Here is a 20288-nt window from a genome sequence, read left to right as displayed (position 1 = left end):
GCGAACGCTCGGTCAGTCATGCAGGATTGACCATAGAGATTCGCAGCGCTAGTCCACAGCGAAATTCCTTCACAGTAGCTGCTAAGGAAATTAGCAAGTCTCAGGGTGTAAAGACTCGCCGCTGTCACTACGAGATTGTCGTCACGGCGCCATCTATGTTGAACGGTCAGAGGCTCGCTAGGTGCCGTGCGTTGCAATGCCGAACGATTGCGCGCGGAATTCTTCCGTGGCCCGCCCACCCGTAAGAAAGCGACGAAGTTCAATTGCTTATCACTCACATGGCGGGGATAGCCGTTTCGGATGCGGGACTTGCGAAGATCCAGTAAGGCTTCTTTGGGAAGTCGAGTTGCGCTTCGGCGGCTTTATTTAGGCCGGGAACTCGACGCTGATTTCGGCGTCACGGCAATGCCCCGTAGAACTAGTAGCCCGCGGCGGAGGGCCGCTCCTGGGAGAGCACATGCGTTCAACTTCTTCAGCTTCGTGTTCGTGCCTTCAGTCACCTGACACCGGAAACTTCCAGGCCGCCGTACTTGGATCTTCCATTTGTTTGCGTTGCTGATCCCATGTTTGCTACACACACGTAGGCCTTTCTTCGTCCCCGGCTTTTTGCTCCCGCAAGATTACCGACGATCTGCTTTTCCGTACCCGGCTCGGCTGCATATCCATCTCCCTGCGAGTGGATGGACTCTACCAATTTTGGGAGGAGATTGCAGGAGCTCAGCTCAGCTAGAAGGTCCTCCAGGCTGATATCCATTCGGATGGGCCTCCTCTACGAGATTGGCCGGAAGGGCTTATGCCAAGAGATAACCACTTTGCCAACGGAAGGACGTTGTCAGTCTTGCTGGATCGCACTTTGCTGACTCTGTCCGCCGTTACCACAGCGATCCTTTTGAGTTGGCAGCTATACTACAGCAGTTACGGTCTCGATCTCAGCGACGAAGGTTTATACCTCAACTTCATCGCGAACCCATTCCCCTACGCAATCAATATTCCGCCGTCCCTTTTCGGCTTCGTCTATCACTGGCCATATCAATGGGCCGGTGGCGACATCGCAGTGCTTCGCATCGCGAATGTCACGCTCACCATGGCGTTGGGCTGGATTGTCAGCTTCCTCACGATCCGTCGCCTCTGGACAGTAGGCAAGCCGCAGGCAGCGGTGCTATCGGCAGGGATGGCCAGCTTGGCATTGTCCGGCTCTTACTTCTGGGTGTTCACCCCCAACTACAACTCGCTGAACGTTCAATCGCTCTTTATGGTGATGATCGGTTTGCTGCTAGCCGACCGGCCAGGGCGAATCCACCAGGTCTTGGGGTGGATCCTGGTCGGCGTTGGCGGCTGGTGCTGCTTCATGGCCAAGCCGACCACGGCTGCGGCCATTGCCCTCGTCGTTATGCTCTATGTGGTCGTTTTGCGCCGAAAGTCGTTGCTGCCCATGTTTGGCGCGGCGCTGGTCGCCCTCGCTCTACTGATCGTTACCGCCTCCTTGATTGACGGCGGCATCACCGGGCTGGTGACCCGTATGGTCAACAACGTTGAGGTGGAAACCCTGCTGGGTGCCGGGCACGAGGTGTCTCTCATGTATCGGATCGACTGGCCCGCCACCAGTCGCTTGCAACTCGCTATCGCTGTCTTAATGGCGACAGCCCTTCTGCTCAGCATTCTCTTGGGGGCTACCCACAAGTTGCTCCCATCGCTGGTTCTCGCTGCGGTGTTGATCATAACAATAGCGATTGCGCTGCTGGGGACCGATCCGATCAGCATCAAGCCCTCGACCCTGTTCCTGGTGCCGGCCTTCACATGCTTTGGCGCGATGTTCTACCGTGAGGGATTGGTTCTGCGCACCCAGGCTCCCACCGGCATCGCTCTAGCGCTAACCTTTTTGGTCCTGCCACACCTGTACGCATTGGGCACCACTGGCAACTACTGGACCCTCGGTTCGAAAGCCGCCTTGTTCTGGATGCTCGCGGTCGTTGCCTTCCTGAGCCCTCTTGGGCAACAGGGACGCAGCGTCGCCACCCTGCTGCCCCTGACGGTGCTGGCACAGTTGCTCACTGCATCAGCGGTCAATGCTGGCATCCTCAAGCCGTGGCGTCAGGTGAAAGATGTGCGCGCTTATACCGCTGTCACGCCCCTGCCGGGTAGTGGAAAATTGGTGCTCTCGCAACCCTTCCACGACTATCTGGCCACGGCCAGAGCCCAGGCTCGTGCGGCCGGCCTAGAAGTAGGTACCCCGGTGGTCGATCTCTCTGGCCGCTCGCCGGGCCTGCTGTATGTGCTCGAGACGCGAGCGCTCGGTCTACCATGGCTGATCGGGACTGCCAGCGGTGGCGTGCCGGTGGAGGGAACGTTCGATGCACAATTGGTGCTCAGGGGATATCTCGGCACTAACGCGGCCGCGGTGAAAGCGCTCGGACTTGAGAACTGCGCCGATCTGGCCAAAGCGTGGCTGCTGATCGAGCCGGATGGCCCGCGTCATCTTGACCAAGCCGGTGTCATCGCCTCCTTTGGAGCCGGGCATGCGGACTACGTCATCGCCGCTACGTTCGAAACCCCCGTCAACGACGGGGACTTTCCGAATGCTTACAGGCAGTTTTTGTTGAAGCCCGTACGCCCCCCCGCGCTGGCAGAGCAATCCTGCCGTGAAGCCCGGCGAGAACGGCCGCATAGCCAGAAATGGAGCCAATAGTGAAAGCTGTGATCCTCGTGGGCGATATCCTTGTCCACATGGCCGCACAATCATTTGGATATGGTAGTCACAGTCGTACTCAATTTCCTTCCACTCGGCGAAGCAATACCTCTTGCGATACTCATTGGCATAGGACTGATTTACGTCGGGTAATCTTATTTGGTCGAACGGTGTAGCCCCGATGCGACACGTCATCACCGGAGGGGCTGGCTTCACTGGAACGTACATGGTATCCGCTCTCGCCCGCCGGGGAGAGAAGATTATCGTATTTGATGTCGAGGAGCCACTAGCAACCAAGAACTCAATAGATTTCGTGAGGGGTGACGTGCGTCAGCATCGAGACCTCAGGAAGCTTCATCTTGGGCGTGATGATGTGGTCTATCATCTTGCAGCACGTCAGTTCCACCGTGGTGTGCCTCATAGAAATCGAGACGAATGGTTTGCTGACGTTAACGTGAATGGCACCCGCTGTCTGCTGGAGGCAATTTCAGCGGGCTCCACGCAGCGACTTGTTTTTTTTTCCACCGACATGACCTACGGAAAGCCCGATCACACACCGGTCAATACGACCGATATGCAACTTCCGATCGGACCGTATGGTAGGAGCAAGGTCGGAGCGGAGCGGCTTCTGATACAAGCCTGTAGGGAGTTCGGCCTCCATGCAACCATATTTCGTCCAAGACTTATCACTGGTGCCGGGCGCCTTGGAATATTGAAGAAGCTCTTTCGACTGATTAGAGCGGGACTGCCCATTCCCCTAATAGGCGCTGGCAAAAACCGTTATCAAATGATCGCCGTTGAGGATTGCGTCGCCGCCGCGCTGGCGGCCGTAGAAAGAAATTGCCCCCTTGGTCCATTTCATCTCGGCTCCCATGAACCGCCTACTGTCAGAGAGCTTCTCCGAGAATTGATCCGGCGAGCCGGCTCAAGATCAATCCTTCTTCCTATACCGGCAGTTATGCTGCAGCCTACACTTTCATTGCTTGATAGAGCGGCCTTGACACTGCTTTATCCAGAGCAGTTTGCCATTGCGAATATTGACTATGTTCTCGACACGGAGGGCACGACTAAATGTTTGGGCTGGACGCCATCGAGAAGTGATATGGATATCATATTTGAAGCCTACAACGGATTTTTGCAGTCGTCGTAAGCTGTGTAGTAGGCAGGCGTACGTGGGTTTGCAACTTGGCCACTGCAACCTTGTGTCCGGCGTGAATCCGCACAGCGCTCTGATCCGGCGAGTCTTGGCGATACCAAGCAAGCGTCACGACAAGCGTCAGGTGCATTCCCTGACGCGACTCGAGATCGAGGCGATGCTCGTCGCCCCAGATCCTCGGACGTGTCGTTATTATATCTTGCTGCTGGCCGCGGCCGAGCCGGCTTGCGCCTATCCGAGCTGATCAGCCTCGACAGGGATCCTGTCCACCTCAGCGCCGGCGCGCATGTGCGAGGCCCCCTCCAGGCATGGCTCAAGGAACCGGCGCGCCACGGGCAAACGCGTAGTTCTCCAATATGCACGCTGGTTGGCTTAGCGCCGACAGCGTCGAGCCGTTTCTGGCCAAGCATGTGCGTGTCGCCGGCGAGAGCTGTTCGTCATTGGTGTCCAAGGGGTATCGCCGCACGTGCTCAAGCACACCGCTGCGATGGAGCTGCTGCAAGCAAGCGTCGATTGCTTCGTAATTGCGCTGTGGCTCGGTCAAGAGTTGATCGAAACGACGCAGACCTACCTGCGTGCCATCTGTAGTCAAGGAAGCAGCCGTCGCAAAGCTCAGGCCGTACGAGCGCTGATTCCGCTCGAAATCGCTCATCCTTCCGAAATGAAATCGCGCGCCATTGATCGGGATAGGGGGGCTCATGACACCGCCCCTCCCACACCACCGGGCATACGGGTCCGTACCACGGCGGTTCGATTGAGTTAAGCTTTGGCGGGAATGTAGAGCCGGGGAAGCCCGAGTTGATCGAATACGTGGTTGCGCAGGGCTTTCTGGATCACCGGTGTGCTGACATGCGCCAGGGCCCGTCGATGAACTGGCGGCGGTCGCCGCTTGGATCGTTGACACGCCACGACGGCGCAGTTCCTTGAAGCGATTGTACCCGTTCCGCCATTGCCGCCAAAGATACATGCGTAATCTTCGGGGATCCATGCTTCCAGATTCGTGAGCACTCTAGGGGAGTCTGGCAGAAGCCGAAGTATCCGCGCCAGCCGATGAGGTATGGTCTTAAATCTTCGACCAACCGCGTCAGACTGACCCCGCGTGTCCGGCTGGTGATGTCCCGAATCCGCGCCTTGAATGCATCGAGGGCCTTTGGCGCGATGCGCCGCTCGCCTCCGTCGTTCGAGATGCTGAATCCCAGGAACTTGCGCTCCTCCGGGCGCGCCACCGCGCTTTCGCCTCGTTGACCTTCAGCCGCAGCTTCTGGGTCAGGAACCGGATCACCGAAGTCATGACCCGAGCGCCGGCGCGGAAGCTGCGAACATAGATGTTGCAGTCATCAGCGTAACGGCAAAAACGGTGAGCGCGTTGGGCCAACTCCTTATCGAGGTCGTCGAGCACGAGGTTGCTTAAGAGGGACGAAAGCGGACCGCCTTGCGGAGTTCTCCACCGGTCGGACCAAACCATCGTCCATCACCCCGGCCTTGAGAAAGGCCCTGATGAGTTTGAGCACGCGTTTGTCGGTCACCCGTTTGGCGACGCGAGCCCTCAAGCTGTCATGGTTGACCTGGTCGAAAAGCTTTTCGAGATCGAGATCAATCACGACGTTGTAGCCCTCAGCGATATACTGCTGCGCCTGGGCCACCGCTTGATGAGCGGAGCGCTCCGGTCGGAAGCCGTAACTGTACTCAGAGAACGTCGGGTCCCACCGCTCTTGGAGAACTTGCAGCAAAGCTTGCCGGATCAGTCGGTCAACGACGCATGGCACGGTTACGTCGAACTGCACTTCAGCCCCGTCAGGATTTGGGTTCGGCTGAGATAACCCATCCCTTCCATGTACTTCGTGGTCAGCGATTTGCTGTCCTCAAGGTCAGAAAGGTCTCTGGCGTCGAGACTTTGAGCCTGCGCCACGCCGAGATCGGATCGCTTGCTGTCCCACGCGACTGGACGGACTGGGCGCTTCCCGGTGCTCGGAGCGAGCCTATCAATGGCCAGCAGCCGTTGCTCATCGACGCCCTTGGTCTGCTTGCGCTCGCCGAATTCGCCTCTTCGTTGAAGCACAAGAAATGAGGCTTGACCAATGACTCAGCTTCTGAATCACTCGGACATCAATTCGATTCGGTCCGCAAATGAAGAAGCCTTCTTCCGCGGCCCTGCGAAAGCGCCGCCACCAGCTCTTGCGTGCCCTGCCGCCGATCGAGCAGATTGTGCGCGGGTCGCTCATCGAGACCTACAAGCGCTGCGGCCGACCCAGCTGCCACTGCGTCGACGGACCGGGACACGGCCCCAAGCGTTACCTGTCCACAATCGCTCGAACCGGCGAACGCCCGCGGCTCGGCTATGTGCCGAATGGCGCGTATCCTCAGGTGGCCGAGTTTCTCGCCAACTACCGCAAGCTCCAGGAGATGCTCAACGAGATTTGCGCGATCAATGCCGAGCTTCTGCGTCGCCGCGAAAGTCTCGATTAGATGGATCCGGCGGTCGCAGCCCTCGACTTTACCGAGGCGGGCGCCATCATCGCCAACATGATCGACTCCTATCTCGCTGCAGGCGCTCCGCCGCCCGATGTGGAAGGACCCGATCATGATCAATCCCAAGATTGCCGATCATCATCTGGCGCGGCAGGCCTGCATCTACATCCGTCAGTCGACGATGGGGCAAGTCCGCTTCAATCAAGAGAGCACAGAGCGCCAGTACAACTTAGCGGACCAAGCGAGGTCGCTCGGGTGGACTCCGGAGCAGATCCGGATCCTCGACCGGGATCTCGGTCACTCCGGCGAGCAGGCGACCAATCGCGACGACTTCAAGACGCTGGTCAGCGATGTGGCGATGGGCCAAGTCGGCGCGATCTTCTCTCTGGAAGCCTCGCGCCTGGCCCGCTCGAACAAGGATTGGCATCGCTTGCTGGAGCTGTGCGCGGTGACACGCACATTGGTGTTCGACGGCGATGGCTGCTACAATCCGGCGGACTTCAACGACAGCCTTGTGCTTGGCATGAAGGGTACGTTTGCTCAGGCAGAGCTGCACATCATTCGCGCGCGCCTCCACGGAGGCAAACTCAACAAGGCGCAGAAAGGTGAATTGCACTTCCCTCTGCCGGTCGGTTTGGTATTCGACGGCGATAGGATCACCCTCGACCCCGATCAGGAAGTGCAAGGCGCGGTTCGAACAGTCTTCGAACTATTTGAACAAGAGAGCAGCGCCTACGGCGTAGTTAAACGGTTCAATGAACTCGGCCTTGTCTTTCCACGCCGAGCCTATGGCGGCGTCTGGGACGGCAAGCTGATCTGGGGACGACTTACCCATTCACGCGTGCTCGGTGTCCTTGCCAATCCTTCTTACGCCGGCACTTACGTGTTTGGCCGATATCAATCTTGTAAGCAGGTTGGCCCTACCGGTGAGATCCAAACTCAGTTGCGCCGCATGCCACAAGATGAGTGGCGTGTTGTCATTCCCGATCACCATGCTGGTTATATTACCTGGGATCGATTCTTTACCAACCGCGAACACTTGGCGGCGAACAGGACCAACAGCGAAGTTATCGCCGGACCCGCTCGAGAGGGACTTTGTTTGCTGCAAGGTTTATTGCTTTGTGGCGCTTGCGGACGGCGTCTAAATGTGCGCTACGCCGGCAATGGCGGTCTTTACCCGATCTATGAATGCAACTGGAGGCGTCGGGAGGCACTGGCGCCGCAACACTGCATGTCTCTGCCATCAAAACCGCTTGATCACGCCATTGCAGAGCGCCTGTTGACCGCCGTCACGCCACTGACGGTTAAACTGGCGTTGCAAGCGCTGACAAGCTTGGAGGAGCGCGACAGGTCAATTGCTGCGCAATGGCAACGAAGGATAGACCGGGCCCGTTATGATTGTGACTTGGCAGAACGACGCTATGAAGAAGCAGACCCCAGCAATCGGTTGGTTACCAGTACGCTCGAGAAGCGCTGGAACGATGCAATGGAGCGGCTTCTCGAGCTCGAGACTGAATTGGCCAATTTTGAGCGCCAGAACCTGCGTAGCATCACAACCGAACAGAGGCAGCAAATACTGCAGCTTGGCAGGGACTTTCCCCGACTGTGGAAGGCTTCAAGCACTTCAGCTCGTGACCGCAAGCGGATGCTCCGTCTGTTGATACGCGACATCACCGTCGCTAAGGGTCCAGAGCCCAAGCTGCTGCGATTGCAAATTCGCTGGCAAGGTGGGGCTACTGAGACAATTGAGGTCCGGCAGCGGCCGAACCGCCCCGAAGCAGTTCGTTATCCCGATGAGTTCGTTGCCAAAATCCGCGCGCTGGCGGAACTACATGATGATCATGAGATCGTCGCGCAACTCAAAAGCAATGGCCAGACAAGCTCGACCGGAAGGCCGTTCACCGTCAGCATGATTCGATGGATCCGCTACAAGCATCGTATCACTGGCCAATCTCTTCCCGCCGGAACGCTGAACGTCAGCCAGGTTTGTGAGAGATTTGGCGTCAGCCTGTGGGTCGTCCATTACTGGATCGAACGTGGTATAGTCTCGGCCCTGCAACGCAAGCCGAATGCGCCATATGCAATCACCATCGACGATTGCGTCGACCGGCGTCTCCGAAAATGGGTTGCGACTTCAAGCCATCTTCACCCACCATCCCCAAGGCACACTGTATGAGGTGTATTATGCCCGGCGCGTCGGCAAGCCGAGCTTTCTGATCCCACCGTCCGGCTTGGGTATTTCGACCCGCTTGAACGGTTGCGGCTGGTAAGTCTCCTCGAGCAACTGGAATCGAATGTTTGGCCAGTGCTTAGCAGGTAGCCTTTGGCGTCTTCGATGGTCATCCCATCACGCCGGGGCCACCCTTGTTTCCTTGCGTTTCCACGCTATTTCGAGATTTCCTCGGGCGCACACCTCCTCCATCAATGGTTCCGCAAAAGCCGGGCTTTCGAGGTTTGGCTGCGCCACGAGTGGTTCGGTCCCTTCGCATCCGCTGATACGGGTTTCGCCCTTGTCCTCGGTTGCCAAGGCCAGCTCGTACTGGGTCTTCTGCCGCTCTCCACTCATGAGTTGCCAATCCTATTTGGCACTCTTACTCGTTCGGGCCTTCGGTCATCGTTTCCGGCTCAGCCTATCCGTTGCTCCGCCTTTCAGCCTTGGAGTGCCTCAATAGCCTCGCCGACTGCTTGACCTGATATGCCCTCTGCTGACTTCTGCCTCGCGGTCAGATGGTCTTCGGCCACCTCAGTCGCCAGAGGCGACACGCAGCAGATCTCCCGGGGTAAGCTCAGTCGCCTTCGGCGCACAACCGCCGGATCTACGCTTTGCGTCGTTGATGGATATGGACTTCGCGGCTCATTGCCCGCTCGTCCGACGCTTGCGCCTCGTATCCGGTTTTTGTTCATCGGCTCACGCCTTTGTTTCGCGCTTCCTTCAGACTCCGCTTCGCGGCGACAGCCCTTGCGCATCACTACCCTTCACCTCCATCAGCTCGGTGGAGGACTTTCACCTCCGAGCTACGGACCGCTCCGCGGGAGGGCGTGGCGAGGCCGTTTATTTGACGGGCATCTGTTCGAGAGGATGGGACTGCAAGTCCATTCCTCTGGAGACAGGAGTGCCTCATGGCCACGATGAGTTCGAGCCCGCTGCGCCGCCGCATGATCGAGGATGCGACGCTGCGCAACTTGACGCGGTCGACGCAGCAAGGTTGAAGCGGTCGTGGACCAACATCAACCAAGTGACGTGCGCGTTGCGCTTTTTCTATGCGGTGACGCTCGGGCGCAAGGAGGCGATTGAGAACATTATTCCGGCCCGCGAGCCGATCAAGCAACCGCTGGTGCTGAGTGCGCAGGAAGTCGCCCGTTTCCTGGAGGCTGTACCGGCCCTGCGCGACCGCGTTGCGCTGGTGACGGCCTACGCTGCGCGCTACGGGTCGGCGAGGCCAGCCGCCTGAAGCCCAGCGCGATCGACAGCAGGCGCTTGCTGATCCTGATCACCGCCGGCAAGGGCGGCAAGGATCGTTACGTGATGCTGTCACCGCGGCTGCTCAGCATCCTGCGATCCTACTGGTGTCTGGCCAAACCGCGCCATTGGCTGTTTCCGGGGCGCATTCCGGACGATCCGGTGAACGTCGCCACGCTGCAAGAGGCTTGCCGCAAAAGCTCAGCACATGCCGGCCTCGATAAGCGGATGACGGCACATGTTCTGCGGCACAGCTTGGCTACTCACTTTACGAGCGCGGTACTGATATCCGGCTCATCCAAGTCCTTCTTGGCATGCGAGACTGTCATCGACGGAGCGCTACACGCAAGTCGCAACCAATCTGATCGCACGGGCCAGAAGCCCGCTCGACGATCCCGACGCACCATTGAGATCTCGGCCCGAGTAGGTGCCCGGCGCACGTCCGGCGTTCGAGGTGGCGGACATCTGCCTTGTTGCGAAGGCCGCCGTTCAGGCGAGCCCTCAGCACATGCAGCTCGCCCTCGCTCAGCCCGAGCAGGAGGCGATCATTGAAGAGGGCCGGATGATAGATGCCATCTGCATCGCCGATCAGCGTGTCGGTGAGGCCGCCGAGGTCGATGAGGCGGTGCCAATCGGCATTGTTGCGCGCCAGGCGCGAGACCTCGAGTCCGAGCACGAGGCCGACGGGGGCGAGTGCGACTTCGGCAGTGAGGCGCGCGAAGCCCGATCTCGCAACAAAGCCGGAACCGGAGAGCCTGAGGTCCTCATCGATGACGATGATGCGATCATTGGGCCAGCCAAGTTCACGGGCTTTGGCGGCAAGCGCATACTGTCGATCGGTCGACACGCGATTGTGCTCGACCTGGGCGGCGCTCGACCGGCGCAGGTAATCGATGGCCTGGCGGGACAGATGGCTGGCCGTGATCTTGGCGCGTTCATTCATCGCTTGCCTCCCTCGTCGACCTGGCCGAGATCATGCGGGCGATGAGACGTGCGAGGATCTCGAGCGCCGCGATGCGCGAGGCTTCGTCGAGCTGCTCCCACGCCGTCGCCGACGGGGCTGCTGGAAAGGGGGTCGGAAGATCGGGGCGGTCGAGAAAGGCCAGGTTCGGTTGCATGGTTGCGCTCCTTGCACTGCACCGGCTCGACGGGTCGGTGGTAGAGAGCGTCAATGATCTTGCGCAGGTGGAGCAAATCGCCGAGCCGGCCGAGATCGTGGGCACCACCAGCATCGTTCGCCTTGCCCGCTCGGCGTTCCAATCGGTCCAGTTGGCCGGAATCAGCGAGCGGCTTCCGTCTGGCTAGACCACGAGAACGAGGAGGACGCCGCGCCGCCGGATGCTGCTGATCACGGCGAGCGACTGGCCTTCGAAGGCGTGGCGCTCGCGGGTGACGGTTAGCGAATCTGGAATATCAGGGTGATGGGTAGTCTGTGGCCGCTTCCTTCGATAAGATCGATCACAGATGGATGTTGCCCTTCCTCGAGCACCGGATCGCCGATCGACGCATGTTGCGCCTGATCCGCAAATGGCAGAACGTCGGCGTCATCGAGAACGGGATCAGAAGTCTATCGTATCTGGGCACGCCCCAGGGAGCAGTGCTCGCCGCTGCTTGCGGATGTCTACTTGTGTCATGTTGATCTTTGGATCCAACAATGGTAGCGCCAAGAGGCAAGAGGGGATGTCATTGTCGTCAGATATGCGGACGACAGCGTCGTAGGCTTCGAGTTCCCCGAAGATGTCGAGCATTTCTTGATAGCCTGCGTTGTCGTTGCCGATAAATCTGTCAGAATGCTTTCTTTGTAGCGCTGAGATAGTACTGTGCCCCGAAAGGCAGAACACCCAATACCGAATCCATTCTGGTCAGGAATCCCCCAGCGGGGGGGACTGAAAGGATGGTCCGCGTGAAGACACTAGTGAAGCCGGCCGCAGTGAACATGCGACGCAACTTCGCGGGCCGCAACAAGACAGCATCCTTGTCGATTTCGCATGTTTGGACAAAGTATTGCGTCAGCGGATTGTAGGGATTGTTCTCAAAGACGAGCATTAACCCACCGGGCGCGGTGACGCGATACGCCTCGGCCACGAAGCTCTCCCATTGCGGCGGAGGGACATGGTGCATCACGCAGATCGTGAAGACGATCGAAAACTGTCCATCTCCGTAGGGCAGTCGGCTGCCGTCGTACGTCGAGTAGCGCACGAAAGGGTACCGCGCCGCCGCCAATTTGATGCTTTCGGAAGACACATCCACGCCGTGGAGTTCACCAAACCTGCCTTTAAGCCCGGGATGACACGCACCGGTTCCGCAGCCTAGATCCAGCACATTCAGGCTTTCGAGATCGGCGAAATGTCGCTGAGCCAGACGCAGGATATGTTCGCGTTTCACCTGAATGTAAAATGCGCGATCTCGCCCTGTGAAGGCGACGGCTTGATTGATTATTTCCTCGAACGAGTCGGCGAAGCGGTCGAAATCTTCCGCAACTTGCCCCTGCGTCACGTGGTCCGACTTTGCAATCTCTTTGTCCATGATCTTTCAGGTCTTCCTGGCGCTTGGCTCGATTCCACAGAGTTTCCAGGTCCGGCTGATCGCGCAGACGGCGTGCTCGACAATGGCGAGAGGTTCGCCATGCCTATTGGTTGTCTCTTGGCATAGGCCCCTTCCTGCTAGCCTTGTGGAGGAGGCCCATTCCAATGGATATCAGTTTCAAGAAGAGCTTCTAACTGATCGGAGCCCCGCAAACTCCTCCAAGAATTGGTAGAGTCCATCACCTTATGCAGCGAGACCGAGGTTTGGACCACCCAGAACTAGAGTTTTGCGCCTCTGACGCCCAGCCTTTGACAATTCAGCCGTTTGTCAGCATCGACGCACTTGCGGCGCTCTCTGCGCGTCTCGATCAGGCCTTGGGGCATCGATCGCCATCAGCTGCCCTGCTTTCTGGCGCATCCAGAGCCTCTCACGACCAGAATCGGGCAGAGACTCATGTCGCGCGAGACGACAACGCCAAGGAACGGATACCGACACAATCGACGACCGCGACCGCAGCAGATGGATCTGTTCGGGAGCGGTCTTCGCACGGCGCCATCGGCGCGCCCGCATGGCCGGAGCTGCCGGCGGAAGCGCGGGCGGCCTCACGAGTCTGATGACGCAGTTAATCCTCGACCATGCTGCGACGACAGTGATACCGCCGCGAAGGAGGCCGATCATGATCTCTGACAAAGTCAGACCTCATCATCTGGAGCGCAAAGCGCTTCTTTACGTGCGTCAATCCTCAGCACATCAGGTGTTGTACAATCGGGAGAGCAGCGCGTTCCAATACGCCATTCCAATACGCCATGTGGGACCGGCTGACGACGCTCGGATGGTCCGAGATCGAAGTGATCGATGATGATCTCGGTCGTTCAGCTGCCGGCGGGGTACAACGCGCTGGCTTTGCGCGGATGGTAGCAGAGGTTTGCCTCGGTGAGGTTGGTGCGGTTTGCGCCCGCGAGCTCTCGCGCTTCGCTCGCAACAGCCGGGATTGGCAGCAACTCATCGAGATGTGCCGCTGGTCGACACTGTTCTGGTCGATCAGGAGACCATCTATGCGCCAAGGCACGGCAAGGACCGCCTGCTGCTCGGGCTCAAGGGCAGCCTTAACGAGTACGAGCTGGATCTGTTGCGCCAGCGCTCGCTCTCGGCCCGCTACGAGAAGGCGCGCCCGGGCGAGTTGGTTGTGGCAGCGCCCGTCGGCTTCGTGAAGGCCGGCGACCGTTATGAGAAAGATCCGGATCGGCGTGTCTTGGAAGCGATCAAGCTGGTGTTCGACAAGGTCGAGGAACTGGGCAGTGCCCGACGGGCGCTCTGCTGGCTCCACGAGTACAACCTCAATTTGCAGGTAAAGCAGTCCAACGGCGACACGGCCTGGCGGCGACCGGAGTTACTCTACATCGAACGATGGCTGACGGCGCCAATGAAACATGCTGACGGGATGAAGGCTGAGAGAACGCGTGGAACCCCTCAGGGGGGCGTTGTCAGCCCGATTCTGGCAAACCTGTTCCTGCATTACGCGTTCGATCTCTGGATGACATGGACGTACCCAGACCTCCCGTGGTGTCGGTGTGCAGACGATGGACTGGTGCACTGCCGGAACGAGCAAGAAGCTCAGGCTCTCAAGGCAGAGCTTCAAGAGCGCGCCTGGCAGAGTGCCGCCCGGAAATGCATCCGACGAAAACCAAGATCGTCTACTGCAAGGACGGGAAGCGCAAAGGCACGTATCCGAACATTCAATTCAACTTCCTCGGATACGGCTTTCGGCCCCGGTTGGTTCGACGCTCCCGAGACAACACACTGTTCTGGGCGTCAACCCGGCGGTCAGCGCCTCGGCGCTGAAAGCCATGCGGGCGGCGATTCGGGAATTGAACCTACGACATCGCACAGAATTGACAATGAACGAGATCGCACGACAGATCATTCCTCTCCTAGGGGGATAGAATACTACGGACGATACTCGTCATCGGCTCTGTACCCCATGCTCAGATACATCAATCAGATGCTTCTGGCTTGGACGATGCGGAAGTTCAAACACTTTAGGGCTCACAAGATCCGCGCGAGCCGCTTTCTTCAAAAGTTGGCTCAGGAAAACGCGAATCTTTTCGTGCACTGGCGGCTCAGTATGATCGGTACGTTTGCCTGATCGGAGCCGAGTGAGGCGAGAGTCTCACGCTCGGTTGTGTGTCCAGCGAAGGCTGGCATGTTCAGCAGGAGACAAACCTGCCGGGGTAGAAGTCAGAGCCCCGTAGTTTGGATAGCAGAGGTGATGGAAACTGAAACTCTGAAGCCTATCGACAAAGTCTCCCCAGGGGAGGCTACGAGTCATCGGGCCGTAATAAAAGTGAACGCGTTGTGGCCTCGAAAGTGAGTATCCCCGAGGGCCGAGCTTTCAACCGGAGGGCGAAGGCCGCATGAGCAACCGAAGACTGACCGATACGGATGTTCACCTCGGCGGGGTGGAAGCGACAGCACGGTGACAAGGACATGCTGAGCAACTGGAGAAGCCCTCCTCGTCCCGACGCGAAATCGTCGGAGCAAGGTAGGCCGTATAACCGGCGAAACCGGGAAGTCGGCCGAAGACGAGAGGGTGGCGGCCGGGTCCGGAGTAGCAATGAAGCGGAGTAATATCCGTGGAGCCAAGGGACCCTGCCATTTGCAATGTCTCCAACATAGGGGAAGGCAAGGACGAGATGACAAAGGCGTCCATTGATTTGCAGGACCTGAGGCGGAGAATATACGTCAAGGCAAAGGCTGAACCGTCCTGGCGGTTCTGGGGACTATACGTCCACGTCTGCAAGATGGAGACCCTGCGCGCTGCGTATGAGATGGCCAAAGAGAACGATGGAGCACCGGGAATAGACGGCGTCACCTTCGAGGCCATTGAGACGCAAGGCGTGGAAGCTCTGCTTGAGCAGTTACGGGACGAACTGATCGGGCGTACCTACCGGCCACTTCCCGCGCGGAGGCAGGAGATACCGAAGGACGGGGGCAAAGTCCGCGTCCTCTCGATTCCGGCGATCCGCGACAGAGTGGTGCAAGGGGCGCTCAAGCTCATCCTCGAGCCTGTGTTCGAGGCTGACTTCCAACCGGGGTCGTATGGATATCGGCCCAAACGGACAGCACATGGCGCCATCAAGCGTGTGGCTGAAGCGATAGTCCAACGGAAGACGCGGATTCTCGACATTGACCTGCGGGCCTACTTTGACAATGTCCGGCATGACCGGCTGTTGGAGAAAGTGGCGCGGCGGGTTGATGACGCGGATATAATGCATCTCCTAAAGATGATGCTGAAAGCCTCAGGCAAGAAGGGCGTTCCGCAGGGTGGTGTGATCTCGCCTTTACTCAGTAATCTCTACCTCAATGAGGTGGACAGGATGCTGGAGCGAGCGCGGCAAGTCACCCGCAACGGCAAGTACACCTACGTCGAATACGCGCGATTCGCTGACGACCTGGTGGTCTTGATCGACGCCTACAAGCGTCATGACTGGCTGATTGGAGCCGTGACCAAACGACTCCGGGAGGAGTTCGCCAAGCTGCAGGTGGAAATCAATGATGAAAAGAGCCGCACAGTGGACCTTGAGCGCGGTGAGTGCTTTGGGTTCCTGGGCTTTGAGTTCCGCTACCTCCGCGGACTAAGCGGAGCGATGCGGCCGCATTACACGCCCAAGCTCAAAAAGCGGACGGCACTGGTGCGGGCGCTCAAAGAGGTGTTCCGCCGACACCGGTCGCAACCGATTGAACGAGTGATAAACTTGATCAATCCGATGCTCCGGGGGTGGGTGAACTACTTCGCGGTGGGGCATTCCAGCGAGTGCTTTAGCTTCATCAAAGACTGGGTGGAGAAGAAGGTCAGGCGCCATCTGGCGCATGCTCAGAAACGAAAGGGCTTCGGCTGGGAACGATGGAATAGGCGGTGGCTGTACGACACTCTCGGGCTGTTCAACGCCTACAGAGTGCGACGCGACGGGCCGAAAGTCGCCCCAGCAGGATAGGTCCCATGAGCGTTGGCGTGAAGCAAATGGGAGCGCGCAGTGCGGGAAATCCGCATGCTGCGTGCGACGTGGAGGGGACTGGAAACGTGGCACGGTCGAGAGGCCTGTCGGCGCGCCAGTCCTCGACCCTACCTTCGAGCGGCCGGCGGCGAAATCCCACCGGCCTACTCACCCGAGTTTCGGCTCTCACTCGCAAAGACAGAGGAGATCGTGCCCAATGCAAGTGCGTGCCAACGAGAAATCAGGAAACGCGGATTGAAGATTACCCGATTGTGACGATATCGAGCCGGGTCATGCCCTTCTTGAGTGTACGCGGCGCGTCTGAGTGAGCTTCTCGAGATCGATCATGGACAAATTACCTGACCGCGGAGCGGGTGGTCCGCGCGGCGGCAAATGCTGATCTGGATCTTTGGCGACATCAGCGTTCACGGCGGGAGCCAAATGGACAAACCTCCGAAAGTTCACATCTTAGGCGGGACTAAAGAACGCGGTATTTCGACAAGCTCGCCGTCTTTTTCTGAGGAACCCAAGGCAACTTCAGGTTCGAAGGCAGGCCCAATGACTGCACGTCACCTCGCCCGCAATCACCATAACCATACGTGTCAAGCGATTGGGAACAGCAAATCCCCATCCCTTTTCTGCGCAATGGTAAATTGGTGCGGTCCAAGCGAGGGCTGGCACACGCGGCCGCCCGCCCGGCCAGTTGGAATCCGGCGAAAAGAGCGCTCGAAAAGCCGAATTTGAGCGTCGAAACCAGGCTGATTGCACTAATCAGGGTTGAAACGTCGTTAGAGTCGGGCGTGGTCAGTCCGGAGAAATCCAGATGCTAGGGGTGGACCGAACTATGACCGACAACGCGCCCGCCGTCTTGGAGGCGCTTGACAGCTCAGGAGATGCGATTCTCACGCGGGTGTCCGGCACACAGCAGGAGCTTCACCGGCAGGAGCGGTGCAGCCTACAACGCTTTGTCAAGAATACGATTCTGGCGGGAATTTCTCTCCAGGGCCTCGCGACAATAGGGGAGTTCCTTGAACCTATGGACCTAAGGGAGCGCGTGGTGCTGCAAAAGCCGAGGCATCTTGATCACGTCTATTCCAACGAGCTGGGTCCCGTCTCGCGAAGGGTGGTCGCGACGCGAAGCGTGCTTGTAGGACATCGCGGTGCGATTCGACGCTTCGCTCTTAGTCGGAGGGCGTCTTTCGACGCATCAATCCGTCGTGCTCGGTCTTGGAGCGCCCGCTCAGGGATCCGTGTCGACCACTTGCGTCGAGTCGTGAACGGGCGTCCTGAAGTCCGGGAACGGCTTTTTCAGTACGTTCAAGTGCTGGCCTTGCGTTGCGCTCAGATGGGATTGCACGGGGTTAGGCGCGATCGGCTGTGCTTAGCGCGTGACGCTTTTGAGGTTCATGTACTTCCGGTTGCCCGTGAGTACCTTTCGTTCGTGTTGGGATTGCGTCGCGCCGGGGTAACGGAAACTCTAATCCAATTCGAAGAACAAAAGTTGATCAGCAAGAGGCGCGGCATTTTGCAGATCGATGGCCGCAAGTGCGTCGTCGAGCGGAAGGCATGTGGCTGCTACAAGCTTATTTCAGGCGCTTGTGCCTCGTCAAAACAGCGGCCGAATCAGTTAGCAAGTTTGCTTCGCCGTTCTGATTCACCCCTTCAGTTCATCTTTCATCGCCCGCGGCGAGGCGCCCTCAGGGCCCTGTCGGACGCGGTTGGAAGGCTCCTTGACGCCTTCACCTCAGCGGAATGCGCAAACTGCGTCGAGGTGCAGCCGTGGCGGCTAGGCTGTCGCATTCCTCAACGGCGAGCAGGGCAGAGAGATGCCGCGTATTCAACGGAAAATCCGACGTTTGAAGTGCAGACAGCATGGTAGACATCAAAGCTGGGCCCGCACAATAATTTCCACACGTAACAAATGCTGAAGGACATGATGCTGCCCGATCACGCCGCCGCGAATTACCAGAATAATCGCGCCCCACTGGCCCAAAACCGATATGTCAAATTGCCGTTGGGAGCGATCCGTCCGTCGGGATGGCTTCTGTCTCAATTGAACGTCCAAGCGAACAGCCTCACGAGCCACATCCCTGAGGTGTGGAGCGCCATCAACAAATCAGTGTGGAAGGGCGACGCGGAGGGCCGCGAGGACACATACACCCCACGCTACGGTGCGCGCTGGCTCGAAGGATTGATAGCCCTGGCAGGCGTCCTTCATGACGACCAGCTCATGACTATCGGCAAGCCCTACATAGAGTTTGTGCTTGCCGCCGAGAAACTAGCCGACGTGACGCCGAACGTCACCGCTTGGTTTTACATCGGCAGGTTGATGCCCGAATACTACGAACTCACCGGCGACCGGCGAGCTATCCAAGTGGTTCGCCGCATTCTCGACTTTACCGATTCCATGCGCGAATCCATTTTGGCGGTCGAGCCATTGATGGTCGGGATGCTGCTGAGCTTTGGGATCTGGTACTACAATCAAACTGGCGAGAAAGACGTCCTCGCCCTGCTTGATCGCTGCACGAAAGCCTGCGTCGATGACTGGACCAATTACTTCGCGAACTTCCCCCAGGATCCCAAATACTTCGTTCGCTTTCCCGACGTTACGTCGCAAAAATTTCCCGATCAGGCTCCGTCGGAATTTAGCCGGCACGGCGTTCGTGCGGCCATTGCTGTTCAATACCCGGTGCTCCACTCACTCATCTCCAGCGATCGGAGCGAAAGGGATGTCGTTGTTCAAGGCATGACCTATCTCGACGAAGCCTATGGGCAGGTGGGGGGCCGGTGGGCGGCTGACGAGTGGTTTGCAAGCAGAGATCCCGTGGCGGGCACAGAATTGTGTGCCATCGAGGAATTGCTCTTTTCCCTCGAGAATAACTTTGCGGTTATCGGCGATGTGCAGTTCGCTGACCGCATCGAGCAGCTAATTTTCAATGCCTTCCCTGGCACCTGCACAGCGGACATGTGGGCCCACCAGTACGACCAGCAGGCCAATCAGGTTTTGGTTTCTGTTGCGAGGCGGCCGTGGCACTGGAACATCGACAGCTCCAATATCTACGGCTTTACGCCGAATTTTCCGTGCTGCTTGTCCAACATGCATTCGCCTTGGCCGCGCTACGTGGAGTCGATGTGGATGGCCACCCCGGACAACGGCCTAATCGCGATGGGGTATGGTCCCTGCCGTTTCAGCGCCAACGTCGCCGAGGGGAAGCTCGTCGAGATCACGGAAGAGACGGATTATCCCTTCTCAGACCGTGTGCGTGTCACGGTTCACTGTAAGGAACCGCTCAATTTCCCGCTTTACTTCAGGATTCCGTCTTGGGCGAACCGGGCGGAGGTTTCCGTCGCCGGAGAAGCCGCTCCGAGGTATCCTCAAAGTGGAGCGGTGTTCAAGGTAGAGCGCGAGTGGAAAGACGGTGACGTGGTGACCCTGAACTTCAATTTCAAGGTTCGCACAGAGACTCGTCAGAATAATGCCGTGGCCGTTGCCTGGGGGCCGCTCTATTTTGTCCTTCGAATTGGACAGGCCTTTGAGAAGCTCCCCTCGCTTAACGTGCTGCAGGAGAGAGGGTGCCGGGTAGGGCACGAGGAGACGCCTCCTGGATGTGTCAACTGGCGGATCGCGCCCGTCACCGATTGGAATTACGCACTCTCTATCGATCGGAACCACCCACAATGCGAAGTGATCTTCAACAAGATCAGCTCAATGCCTTTTGCCCAGAAGGGAGAGCCGGTCCGGACGGCTGGCTCAACCGAGTATTTGCCTTGGCAAGACGACGTTCCGATGATCCTTAAAGTGAAGGCCGAACTTGTCCCGCAATGGGGCATGAACGGAGCCAATGCCGCACCCGTGCCTGTGAGCCCGGTCTGCACCGCAGAACACCACATGGGTATCGGATTGACGTCCGCCCGCGTGGAGACGGTGGTTGAGCTCATTCCCTATGGCTGCTCGAGGCTCCGCATCGCTGAGTTTCCAACCGTCTGACCAATTCA

Annotated in this window: 19 protein-coding genes and 2 pseudogenes; 12 read left to right on the top strand and 9 right to left on the bottom strand. The window is 58.5% G+C overall.

Annotated elements, in window-relative coordinates:
- Positions 1 to 496 precede the first annotated feature (496 nt).
- Entirely contained in the window at positions 497 to 754 is a 258-nt protein-coding gene (locus ACFFWD_RS00465; protein ID WP_376960346.1) for a hypothetical protein, read from the bottom strand.
- Positions 755 to 838: 84 nt separating this feature from the next.
- On the opposite strand from ACFFWD_RS00465, the gene ACFFWD_RS00460 reads away from it, so the two are divergent.
- Together ACFFWD_RS00460 and ACFFWD_RS00455 are read left to right on the top strand one after the other, a co-directional pair.
- Positions 839 to 2686 carry a hypothetical protein gene (locus tag ACFFWD_RS00460; protein WP_376960344.1) on the top strand — a complete coding sequence of 616 codons (1848 nt, stop codon included), beginning with the start codon at positions 839 to 841 and terminating at the stop codon, positions 2684 to 2686.
- 181 nt (positions 2687 to 2867) lie between these two features.
- A complete protein-coding gene (locus tag ACFFWD_RS00455) occupies positions 2868 to 3836 on the top strand; it encodes an NAD-dependent epimerase/dehydratase family protein (protein WP_376960342.1) in 969 nt (322 codons plus the stop codon).
- Positions 3837 to 4155: 319 nt separating this feature from the next.
- Here the strand turns inward: ACFFWD_RS00455 and ACFFWD_RS00450 are convergent, their stop codons facing one another.
- The 4 genes from ACFFWD_RS00450 to ACFFWD_RS00435 all read right to left on the bottom strand — a co-directional run bounded on the left by ACFFWD_RS00450 (position 4156) and on the right by ACFFWD_RS00435 (position 5626).
- Positions 4156 to 4542 (bottom strand): hypothetical protein, encoded by a 387-nt coding sequence (locus tag ACFFWD_RS00450; RefSeq protein WP_376960340.1) that lies wholly within the window; start codon positions 4540 to 4542, stop codon positions 4156 to 4158.
- A gap of 133 nt (positions 4543 to 4675) precedes the next feature.
- Positions 4676 to 4930, bottom strand: coding sequence for a hypothetical protein (locus ACFFWD_RS00445; RefSeq protein ID WP_376960391.1), 255 nt, complete (start codon positions 4928 to 4930; stop codon positions 4676 to 4678).
- A complete protein-coding gene (locus ACFFWD_RS00440; RefSeq protein ID WP_376960338.1) occupies positions 4927 to 5307 on the bottom strand; it encodes a reverse transcriptase domain-containing protein in 381 nt (126 codons plus the stop codon). Before ACFFWD_RS00440 ends, ACFFWD_RS00445 begins: the two co-directional genes overlap by 4 nt.
- Positions 5222 to 5626, bottom strand: coding sequence for a reverse transcriptase domain-containing protein (locus ACFFWD_RS00435; RefSeq protein WP_376960336.1), 405 nt, complete (start codon positions 5624 to 5626; stop codon positions 5222 to 5224). Before ACFFWD_RS00435 ends, ACFFWD_RS00440 begins: the two co-directional genes overlap by 86 nt.
- Between ACFFWD_RS00435 and ACFFWD_RS00430 the strand changes: the two genes are divergently transcribed.
- From ACFFWD_RS00430 to ACFFWD_RS00420, 3 genes are all read left to right on the top strand, one after another.
- On the top strand, positions 5602 to 5910 hold the full coding sequence (locus ACFFWD_RS00430; RefSeq protein WP_376960334.1) for a DUF5372 family protein: 309 nt from the start codon (positions 5602 to 5604) through the stop codon (positions 5908 to 5910). The genes ACFFWD_RS00435 and ACFFWD_RS00430 overlap by 25 nt on opposite strands.
- Positions 5911 to 5969: 59 nt before the next feature.
- On the top strand, positions 5970 to 6308 hold the full coding sequence (locus tag ACFFWD_RS00425; protein WP_376960332.1) for a DUF6788 family protein: 339 nt from the start codon (positions 5970 to 5972) through the stop codon (positions 6306 to 6308).
- A gap of 115 nt (positions 6309 to 6423) precedes the next feature.
- A complete protein-coding gene (locus ACFFWD_RS00420; RefSeq protein WP_376960330.1) occupies positions 6424 to 8487 on the top strand; it encodes a recombinase family protein in 2064 nt (687 codons plus the stop codon).
- Between the two features lie 171 nt (positions 8488 to 8658).
- Here the strand turns inward: ACFFWD_RS00420 and ACFFWD_RS00415 are convergent, their stop codons facing one another.
- A complete protein-coding gene (locus ACFFWD_RS00415; RefSeq protein ID WP_376960329.1) occupies positions 8659 to 8877 on the bottom strand; it encodes a hypothetical protein in 219 nt (72 codons plus the stop codon).
- Between the two features lie 682 nt (positions 8878 to 9559).
- Here ACFFWD_RS00415 and ACFFWD_RS00410 point away from each other — a divergent pair.
- Both ACFFWD_RS00410 and ACFFWD_RS00405 read left to right on the top strand, forming a co-directional pair.
- Positions 9560 to 9763: a hypothetical protein gene (locus ACFFWD_RS00410; protein WP_376960327.1), complete on the top strand. Its 204-nt coding sequence runs from the start codon at positions 9560 to 9562 to the stop codon at positions 9761 to 9763.
- Positions 9760 to 9984: pseudogene (locus ACFFWD_RS00405) on the top strand (site-specific integrase); the annotation flags it as partial. The gene ACFFWD_RS00410 and the pseudogene ACFFWD_RS00405, both read left to right, overlap by 4 nt.
- Positions 9985 to 10096: 112 nt before the next feature.
- Here the strand turns inward: ACFFWD_RS00405 and ACFFWD_RS00400 are convergent.
- Together ACFFWD_RS00400 and ACFFWD_RS00395 are read right to left on the bottom strand one after the other, a co-directional pair.
- Positions 10097 to 10714, bottom strand: a complete 618-nt coding sequence (locus ACFFWD_RS00400) for a recombinase family protein (protein WP_376960325.1) — start codon at positions 10712 to 10714, stop codon at positions 10097 to 10099.
- Positions 10707 to 10889 (bottom strand): hypothetical protein, encoded by a 183-nt coding sequence (locus ACFFWD_RS00395; RefSeq protein WP_376960323.1) that lies wholly within the window; start codon positions 10887 to 10889, stop codon positions 10707 to 10709. Before ACFFWD_RS00395 ends, ACFFWD_RS00400 begins: the two co-directional genes overlap by 8 nt.
- On the opposite strand from ACFFWD_RS00395, the gene ACFFWD_RS00390 reads away from it, so the two are divergent.
- A complete protein-coding gene (locus ACFFWD_RS00390) occupies positions 10888 to 11076 on the top strand; it encodes a hypothetical protein (RefSeq protein ID WP_376960321.1) in 189 nt (62 codons plus the stop codon). The genes ACFFWD_RS00395 and ACFFWD_RS00390 overlap by 2 nt on opposite strands.
- A gap of 480 nt (positions 11077 to 11556) precedes the next feature.
- Here ACFFWD_RS00390 and ACFFWD_RS00385 read toward each other — a convergent pair whose 3' ends face one another.
- On the bottom strand, positions 11557 to 12297 hold the full coding sequence (locus tag ACFFWD_RS00385; RefSeq protein ID WP_376960319.1) for a class I SAM-dependent methyltransferase: 741 nt from the start codon (positions 12295 to 12297) through the stop codon (positions 11557 to 11559).
- An 806-nt stretch (positions 12298 to 13103) separates the two neighbouring features.
- Between ACFFWD_RS00385 and ACFFWD_RS00380 the strand changes: the two are divergent.
- From ACFFWD_RS00380 to ACFFWD_RS00365, 4 genes and pseudogenes are all read left to right on the top strand, one after another.
- Positions 13104 to 13256 (top strand): annotated as a pseudogene (locus ACFFWD_RS00380) (recombinase family protein); the annotation flags it as partial.
- A gap of 32 nt (positions 13257 to 13288) precedes the next feature.
- Positions 13289 to 14443: a reverse transcriptase domain-containing protein gene (locus tag ACFFWD_RS00375; protein ID WP_376960317.1), complete on the top strand. Its 1155-nt coding sequence runs from the start codon at positions 13289 to 13291 to the stop codon at positions 14441 to 14443.
- A gap of 547 nt (positions 14444 to 14990) precedes the next feature.
- The gene (ltrA, locus tag ACFFWD_RS00370) at positions 14991 to 16292 is read left to right on the top strand and encodes a group II intron reverse transcriptase/maturase (RefSeq protein ID WP_376960315.1); all 1302 of its coding nucleotides are present in this window, start codon (positions 14991 to 14993) and stop codon (positions 16290 to 16292) included.
- Positions 16293 to 18213: 1921 nt separating this feature from the next.
- Positions 18214 to 20280: a glycoside hydrolase family protein gene (locus ACFFWD_RS00365; protein WP_376960313.1), complete on the top strand. Its 2067-nt coding sequence runs from the start codon at positions 18214 to 18216 to the stop codon at positions 20278 to 20280.
- Positions 20281 to 20288 lie beyond the last annotated feature (8 nt).

Origin of the sequence: Bradyrhizobium erythrophlei (assembly GCF_042430365.1) — a bacterium.
In the GTDB taxonomy this organism is placed as follows: domain Bacteria; phylum Pseudomonadota; class Alphaproteobacteria; order Rhizobiales; family Xanthobacteraceae; genus Bradyrhizobium; species Bradyrhizobium erythrophlei.
The sequence above is the reverse complement of the archived record's forward strand: the minus strand, read 5'-3'. Positions and strand labels throughout refer to the sequence as shown.